Origin of the sequence: Jiangella rhizosphaerae (genome assembly GCF_003579925.1) — a bacterium.
GTDB classification, from domain to species: domain Bacteria; phylum Actinomycetota; class Actinomycetes; order Jiangellales; family Jiangellaceae; genus Jiangella; species Jiangella rhizosphaerae.
This window is the reverse complement of the sequence record NZ_QUAL01000113.1, coordinates 1-6,629: the sequence shown is the minus strand read 5'-3', so window position 1 is coordinate 6,629 and position 6,629 is coordinate 1. Positions and strand designations below refer to the sequence as shown.

9 protein-coding genes are annotated in these 6,629 nt (G+C 71.5%); 4 read left to right on the top strand and 5 right to left on the bottom strand.

Annotated elements, in window-relative coordinates:
• Nucleotides 1-78: 78 nt before the first annotated feature.
• The 4 genes from DY240_RS11955 to DY240_RS11940 form a co-directional block, all read right to left on the bottom strand.
• On the bottom strand, nucleotides 79-894 hold the full coding sequence (locus tag DY240_RS11955) for a SigB/SigF/SigG family RNA polymerase sigma factor (RefSeq protein ID WP_119660116.1): 816 nt from the start codon (nucleotides 892-894) through the stop codon (nucleotides 79-81).
• Between the two features lie 258 nt (nucleotides 895-1,152).
• Nucleotides 1,153-1,356: a cold-shock protein gene (locus DY240_RS11950; protein ID WP_026874570.1), complete on the bottom strand. Its 204-nt coding sequence runs from the start codon at nucleotides 1,354-1,356 to the stop codon at nucleotides 1,153-1,155.
• A gap of 261 nt (nucleotides 1,357-1,617) precedes the next feature.
• Nucleotides 1,618-2,295, bottom strand: a complete 678-nt coding sequence (locus DY240_RS11945) for a uracil-DNA glycosylase (protein WP_119660117.1) — start codon at nucleotides 2,293-2,295, stop codon at nucleotides 1,618-1,620.
• 158 nt (nucleotides 2,296-2,453) lie between these two features.
• The gene (locus tag DY240_RS11940; RefSeq protein WP_119660115.1) at nucleotides 2,454-4,055 is read right to left on the bottom strand and encodes a peptide chain release factor 3; all 1,602 of its coding nucleotides are present in this window, start codon (nucleotides 4,053-4,055) and stop codon (nucleotides 2,454-2,456) included.
• Between the two features lie 255 nt (nucleotides 4,056-4,310).
• Between DY240_RS11940 and DY240_RS31890 the strand changes: the two genes are divergently transcribed.
• The 4 genes from DY240_RS31890 to DY240_RS11925 all read left to right on the top strand — a co-directional run bounded on the left by DY240_RS31890 (nucleotide 4,311) and on the right by DY240_RS11925 (nucleotide 5,851).
• Nucleotides 4,311-4,487: a hypothetical protein gene (locus DY240_RS31890; protein ID WP_158602827.1), complete on the top strand. Its 177-nt coding sequence runs from the start codon at nucleotides 4,311-4,313 to the stop codon at nucleotides 4,485-4,487.
• 23 nt (nucleotides 4,488-4,510) lie between these two features.
• Nucleotides 4,511-4,738, top strand: a complete 228-nt coding sequence (locus DY240_RS11935; protein WP_119660114.1) for a hypothetical protein — start codon at nucleotides 4,511-4,513, stop codon at nucleotides 4,736-4,738.
• Between the two features lie 121 nt (nucleotides 4,739-4,859).
• A complete protein-coding gene (locus tag DY240_RS11930; protein ID WP_119660113.1) occupies nucleotides 4,860-5,456 on the top strand; it encodes a cysteine hydrolase family protein in 597 nt (198 codons plus the stop codon).
• Nucleotides 5,457-5,485: 29 nt separating this feature from the next.
• Entirely contained in the window at nucleotides 5,486-5,851 is a 366-nt protein-coding gene (locus DY240_RS11925) for a YybH family protein (protein ID WP_119660112.1), read from the top strand.
• Between the two features lie 36 nt (nucleotides 5,852-5,887).
• On the opposite strand, the gene DY240_RS11920 is transcribed toward DY240_RS11925, so the two are convergent.
• Nucleotides 5,888-6,629 (bottom strand): helix-turn-helix transcriptional regulator (locus DY240_RS11920; RefSeq protein ID WP_119660111.1); only part of this gene is annotated, 742 nt, incomplete at its 5' end.

Here is a 6,629-nt window from a genome sequence, read left to right as displayed (position 1 = left end):
TCGACAAGCCACACCCCACCCGGGGGCTCTCACCCGTTCAACCCGACACGCCGTCACCAACCTCATGGCCGAGTACACCTAGGCGGCGGTGGAGTCCGTGCCGCCGACCCGGTCGCGCAACTGGCCGAGGATGCGGGCCAGCAGCCGCGAGACCTGCATCTGCGTGACACCGAGCTCCTTGGCGATCTCCTGCTGCGTCCAGCCCTTGAAGAAGCGCAAGTAGAGGATGCGGCGGTCGCGCGGCTTGAGCTCACGGCAGGCCGGTGCGAGCGCGACCACGGCCTCGGCCCGGGCGAAGCCGTCGTCGTCGCCGCCGAGAGTCTCCGCGAGCGGGGTCTCGTCGCCGCCGGTGCCGCGGTAGTCGATGGAGGCCACCGTGAAGCATTCGTGCGAGGCGCTGGCCTCGAGGACGTCGTCGATCTCGACGCCGAGATGCTCGGCCAGCTCGGCCGGTGTCGGTGCCGCCCCCTTGGCCTGGGCGATCTCCGCCGTCGCGGCGGTCACCCGGGCGTGGAGCTCCTGGACCCGGCGCGGCGGGCGAACCGTCCAGCCGTGGTCCCGGAAGTAGCGCTTGACCTCGCCGGTGATGGTGGGGACGGCGAAGGACACGAAGTCCTTGCCGCGGTCGGGATCGAACCGCTGGGCGGCGTTGACCAGGCCGAGATGGGCGACCTGCAGGAGGTCGTCACGCTCGATGCCCCGCCCGTAGTAGCGCCTGGCGATCGACTCGGCCAGCCGCATATGAAGAAGAACGACCTCGTCGATGAGGCGCTGGCGCTGCTGGCCGGTGCTGCTGGCCGCCCGGCGGAGCAGGTCGTTGGTGACTTCGTGACGGTCGGTGTTCTGGTGCTGGTGCTGCTGGTCGTCCGTCGTCGCGAGAACGTGGGTCTGCACGGCCTACACCTCTCCAGAATGAAGTGGAAGTGGCGATTGCTTGACCACGTGGCAATACCGAATCACAGTTACCCGGCCGTTATCAAGCCCCTTCTGAACAGAACGGTCCGTCTACCCCTCGGCCGGAGGCTCCGGCACGCGCTTCCAGCAGCGGAAACGGCTCGCGGAAGGCGGTCCGGACCAGAGTGGAAATCGGTCCGGACGCGCCGCTGCCCCCGTCCCTGCGGGAGGGACGGGGGCAGCGATGTGACAGGTTGATCAGACCGGACGAACCGCGTCAGCCTGCGGGCCCTTCGGACCCTGGGTGATCTCGAACTCCACGCGCTGGTTCTCGTCCAGCGTGCGGTAGCCGTCGGCCTGAATCGCCGAGTAGTGCACGAAGACGTCCGGCTCGCCGTTGTCCTGCGCGATGAAGCCGAAGCCCTTCTCAGCGTTGAACCACTTGACGGTTCCCTGTGCCATGTGCCGTGTCCTCCTACGGGACGGTGACGGAAGCCGCACCGTGCGACCTCCGGGTTGCTGCCGCCGTCTCCCGCTACCACAGTGCTGGAGGCACAGAGAAGCGAAAAACGCCCGCGATAACATCCCACGGGCGTTCAAGGACGTGCGAGGAACTGTTACTGCAACCGCGGAAACAGTACCACCTTGGGCCCGCGCCGGGAAGCATACGATGATCGAACGCCAGTTGCACAAGTGTGTATCCCACTTTGTGAACGCGGCGTCTCAGGGGAGCTTCCAGTCGACCGGCGCGACGCCGAGCCCCTCGAGAAGCTCGTTTGCCCTACTGAACGGCCGTGAACCGAAGAAGCCGTTGCGGGCGGACATGGGGCTCGGGTGGGCCGACTCAATACATGGAACGTTACCAAGTAGTGGCCGGAGATTTCTCGCATCGCGACCCCACAAGATGGCCACGAATGGCGTTCCACGTCCGACGAGCGCCCGGATGGCTTGCTCGGTGACTTCTTCCCAGCCCTTTCCCCGGTGTGCGCCGGGATTTCTCGGCGCGACCGTGAGAGCCCGGTTGAGCAGCAGCACGCCGTGTTCGGCCCAAGGGGTGAGATCGCCCGTGCTGGGCGGCGGATACCCGAGGTCGGCGCAGTACTCCTGGAAGATGTTGACCAGGCTCGGCGGCAGCGGCCGGACGTCGGGCGCCACCGAGAAGCTCAGCCCGACCGCGTGCCCGGGCGTCGGGTAGGGGTCCTGGCCCACGATCAGCACCCGGACGTCGTCGAACGGCTGGGTGAAGGCCCTCAGGACGTGCTGCCCGGCCGGCAGGTAGCTGCGTCCGGCGGCCAGCTCGGCGCGCAGGAACTCGCCCATGGCGGCGATGCGTGGCGCCACGGGTTCGAGCGCGCGCGCCCAGCCGGGATCGACGAGTTCGGAGAGCGGCCGAGCGGTCATCGACACTCCTCACGTCTCGGGCCGTGCATGCGGCCTCCTTCGCTCCGGTCGTCTCACGGTCCGGACTGACGACTCGTGGGAGCCTCCGGCCCCCAGTCGCCGCCAGTATGCGCGGCCGTCCACTACGGCCGTCAGTGTAGAGAAGGCGGCCGCGCGCGTCAGTCGGCTCCGGCGACGAGCGGTTCGAGCGCGACGTCGGGGTGCCGGCGCTGCACCGACGCCAGCCGCCACTTGTCGGGGAACAGCGCCAGCAGGGCGCCGTCGCGCCGCTCGGCCACCTCGACGCCGGCCTCCGCGTTCAGCACCGGGACGCCGGCGGCGTCGGTGCGCCGGGCCAGGCCGTAGGGCAGGGAGTCGAGGGCGACCGGCACACCGAACTCCTGGCCGAGCCGGGCCGTGGCGACCTCGAACTGCAGCGGCCCGACGGCGGCCAGGATCGGTGCACCGTCGCCGCGCCGGTTCGAGGTGAGGATCTGGACGACGCCCTCCTCGGCCAGCTGCTCGATACCGCGGCGGAACTGCTTGGCCTTGCTGGTGTCGGTGGTGCGCGCGGTGACGAAATGCTCGGGCGCGAACGACGGCATCGGCGGGAACGCGACGGGAGAGCCCTCGGCGTGCAGGGTGTCGCCGACGGTCAGCGCGTTGGCGTTGACGAGGCCGACGATGTCGCCGGGGTAGGCGATGTCGATGGTCTCGCGCTCGCGGCCGAGCATGGTGCGGGCGTACTTGGTGGCGAACGGGCGGCCGGTGGCGGCGTGCGTGACGACGGCGCCGCGCTCGAACCGTCCGGAGCAGACCCGGACGAAGGCCAGGCGGTCGCGGTGGGCCTTGTCCATGCCGGCCTGCACCTTGAACACCAGCCCGGAGAACGGCGCGTCGACCGGCCGCGGCGTGCCGTCGACGTCGGGCCGGGCGTTCGGCGGCGGAGCCAGGGCCACCAGCGCGTCGAGCAGCTGACGCACGCCGACGTTGACCACCGCGGCGCCGAACAGCATGGGCGTCGACGTGCCGGCGAGGAACGTCTCGGTGTCGAGGGTGTCGAGCAGCGACGCCTCGTCCAGCGCGGTGCCCCAGGCGTCGGCGTGCCGTTCCTTGGCCTCGGCCGCGCTCAGGACCTGCTCCTCGGCGATGCGCGCGCCGCCGGGCGCCCGCTCGAACGTCGTCATGGTCTCGTCGTCGCGGTTGAGCAGGCCGTGGAACGTGCCGGCCTCGCCGACCGGCCAGTTCAACGGAGTGGCCGTGAGCCCGATGCGCTGGTCGAGCTCGTCGACGAGGTCGAGCGCGTGCATGCCCGGCCGGTCCCACTTGTTGACGAACGTCACCACCGGGACGCCGCGGTGCCGGCAGACGTCGAACAGCTTCAGCGTCTGCGGCTCGAGGCCCTTCGCGGCGTCGAGCAGCATGACCGCGCAGTCGACGGCGGCCAGCACGCGGTAGGTGTCCTCGGAGAAGTCGGCGTGGCCGGGGGTGTCGAGCAGGTTGATCACGTGCCCCTGGTACTCGAACTGCAGGGCCGCGGACGTGACGGAGATGCCGCGGGCCTGCTCCATCTCCATCCAGTCGGAGATGGTGCCGCGCCGCCCCGACTTCCCGTGCACCGCGCCCGCCTCGCCGATGACCCGCGCGTGCAGCGCCAGCGCCTCGGTGAGCGTCGACTTACCCGCGTCGGGGTGGCTGATGACGGCGAACGTCCGGCGCCGCGCCGCCTCGGCGGCGACGCCGGAGGCAGCAGCCGGCGACGCGGCGGAGGCAGGGGGCATGCCACCGATTCTACGTGCGCCCTCCTCCTCCCCGCCTCCCCGAGTTGATCATGGAGAAATCGGCCTTCCCAGCGACCCGGAAGCCCGATATCTCCATGATCAACTCATGGGTGGGGTCGGGTTGTGGATGACTTTCGGGCCGTTCGCCGACGTCGGGTCATGATCAAGTGGTGCCACGTCGACCAGAGATCCCTGAGACGTTCGCCTCGCGGCCGTTCCGCGTCCGCGACGCCACGCTCGCGGGCGTTCCGGGGCGTGCGGATTCCGGCGTCGGTTCCGGACTCGCTGATCACGACGTGTCAGGCGGCGCGACTGGTCCTCCCCGGTGAGGTCGCGTTCAGCCACGAGACCGCCGCGCTGCTGTGCGACCTCCCGGTGCCGGACTGTCTCGCCGCCGCGGCGTCGTCCGGGCTCGCGACGCGCTGCGGCTGATCCGTCCCGGCGTCGACTCCCCGATGGAGACGCGCGTCCGGTTGCTCATCGTCGACGCCGGTCTGCCCAGCCCGGAGGTCGGCGTGAACGTCATCGACCACACCGGCACCTGGCTCGCCCGGCCCGACCACTCCGACCCCGATCTGAAGATCGCCATCGAGTACGACGGCGACCACCACCGCACCGACCAGCGGCAGTGGCAGCGTGACCGGTACTCCCGTCGATCGTCGAGAAATCGGTGTTCCAGGTGAGGCGGAAGCCCGATTCGTCCAGGATCAACGGGAATGGTGGCGTGCGGGTGGCCGGATGTCGCGGTAGGTCGGCGCGATCACGCCTGGGCGGCGGTCGCCCGGCGGCCGGACCATCGGTGACATGAGCAGAGCGCTACTCGTCATCGACGTCCAGGAGTCCTTCCGGCAGCGGCCGAGCTGGGAGCTGATCTCCGACCCGGACGTGGCCGGCAAGGCGGCCCGGCTGGTCGACCATGCCCGCGCGCAGGGCGACCTCGTCGTCTGGGTGCTGCACAGTGAGCCGGGCACCGGCACCGTCTTCGACCCGGAGCTGGGGCACGTGCGGCTGCAGCCCGGCCTCGACCCGCGGCCCGGCGAGCCGGTGCTGACCAAGACGTCGCACAACGCGTTCACGACCACCGGCCTGCAGCAGCTGCTGACCGAGCGCGGCGTGCGCGAGGTGGTGGTGAGCGGCATCCGCACCGAGCAGTGCTGCGAGACGACGGCTCGGCTGGCGTCGGATCTGGGCTACCGGGTGACGTTCGTCATCGACGCGACGGCGACGAACCCGATCGAGCACCCGGAGGCGCCGCCCGGGCGGAGCAACGCCGACATCCTGGCCGACCCGCGCACGCTCGGTGTGGAGGAGATCATGACGCGCACGGAGTACGCGCTGGCCGGCCGGTTCGCGACGGTGGTGCGGGTCGACGAGCTGACCGGCGCACCGGTGACCGCCTGACCGCGCCCGGATCGTGGCAGGCTGGGCGGATGGACAAGCCGGCGGTGCGGGCCTGGATCGAGGCCAACGAGCGGGCGTGGCGCAGCCCGGGCGTCGAGGCCCTGAACGACGTGTTCACCGAGGACGCGACCTACCTGCAGGCGCCGTACCGCGACCCGGTGGTCGGACTGCCCGCCATCGGCCGCATGTGGGAGGCCACGCGCGAGGGGCCCGACGAGGTCTTCCGGCTCTGGACGGAGATCGTCGCGGTCGACGGCGACACCGCGGTCGTGCGCGCCGAGGTCCACTATGGCGACCCGGTCACCCAGGAGTACCGCGACCTGTGGGTCGTCCGGCTCGACGACGACGGTCGCTGCCGCGCCTTCGAGGAGTGGCCCTTCGCGCCCGGACGATGACGCGCCGCCCGGACGGTGACGCCGCCTGGACGGCGGTCAGGCCGGCGACGACCCCGCCCGGAAGATCTCCCGCACGTCGCGCGGCTCGAACGTCTCGTGCGTGGGCTGAGCGGCGACGACGTGGTCGAGCTGGAACCAGCGGCCGGCGTCGGTCTCGCGGCTCCAGACCAGCACGAACCAGGCGCCGCGCGAATGCGCGAACCCGAGCGGCTCGACCTGCTCGGTCACCGTGCCGTCGGTGTCGGCGGCCGCGTGGTCGAGCAGGACGACGCGGTGGTCGCGGATGGCGTCGGCGAGCACGGTGCGCACGCCGTCGTCGCGGGCCGGCTCGGGCTCGCCGGGGCGGATCCAGATGCGCTCGGCCACGGCGGTGACGTCGGCGCGGCGGTCCGGCGCGACGGCCCGCAGCACCTTGGCGGCGGCGGACGACCCGGCCGCGGCGAACGGCTGGTCGGGCACCGCCTGCAGCCCGACGACGATGGCCAGCGCTTCGTCGGGGGTGAGGCTGAGGGTGCGCTGCCCGGACTGGTCGATGACGTAGCCGCCCTGCGGGCCGCTGGACGCCCGGATCGGGACGCCGGCCTGCTGCAGCGCGATGACGTCGCGCTTCACCGTCCGGGCGGAGACGCCGAGCCGCTCGGCCAGCCACGACGACGTGCGGCCCTGGCGCCCGGCGGCGTGCAGTTCGCGGGCCAGGCTGTCCAGCCGGGTGCTGCGGCTGGCCCGGCCGGTGGCGTCGCCGGCCGCCGGTCGCGCGCCTCCCGGGGCCGGGCGGGTC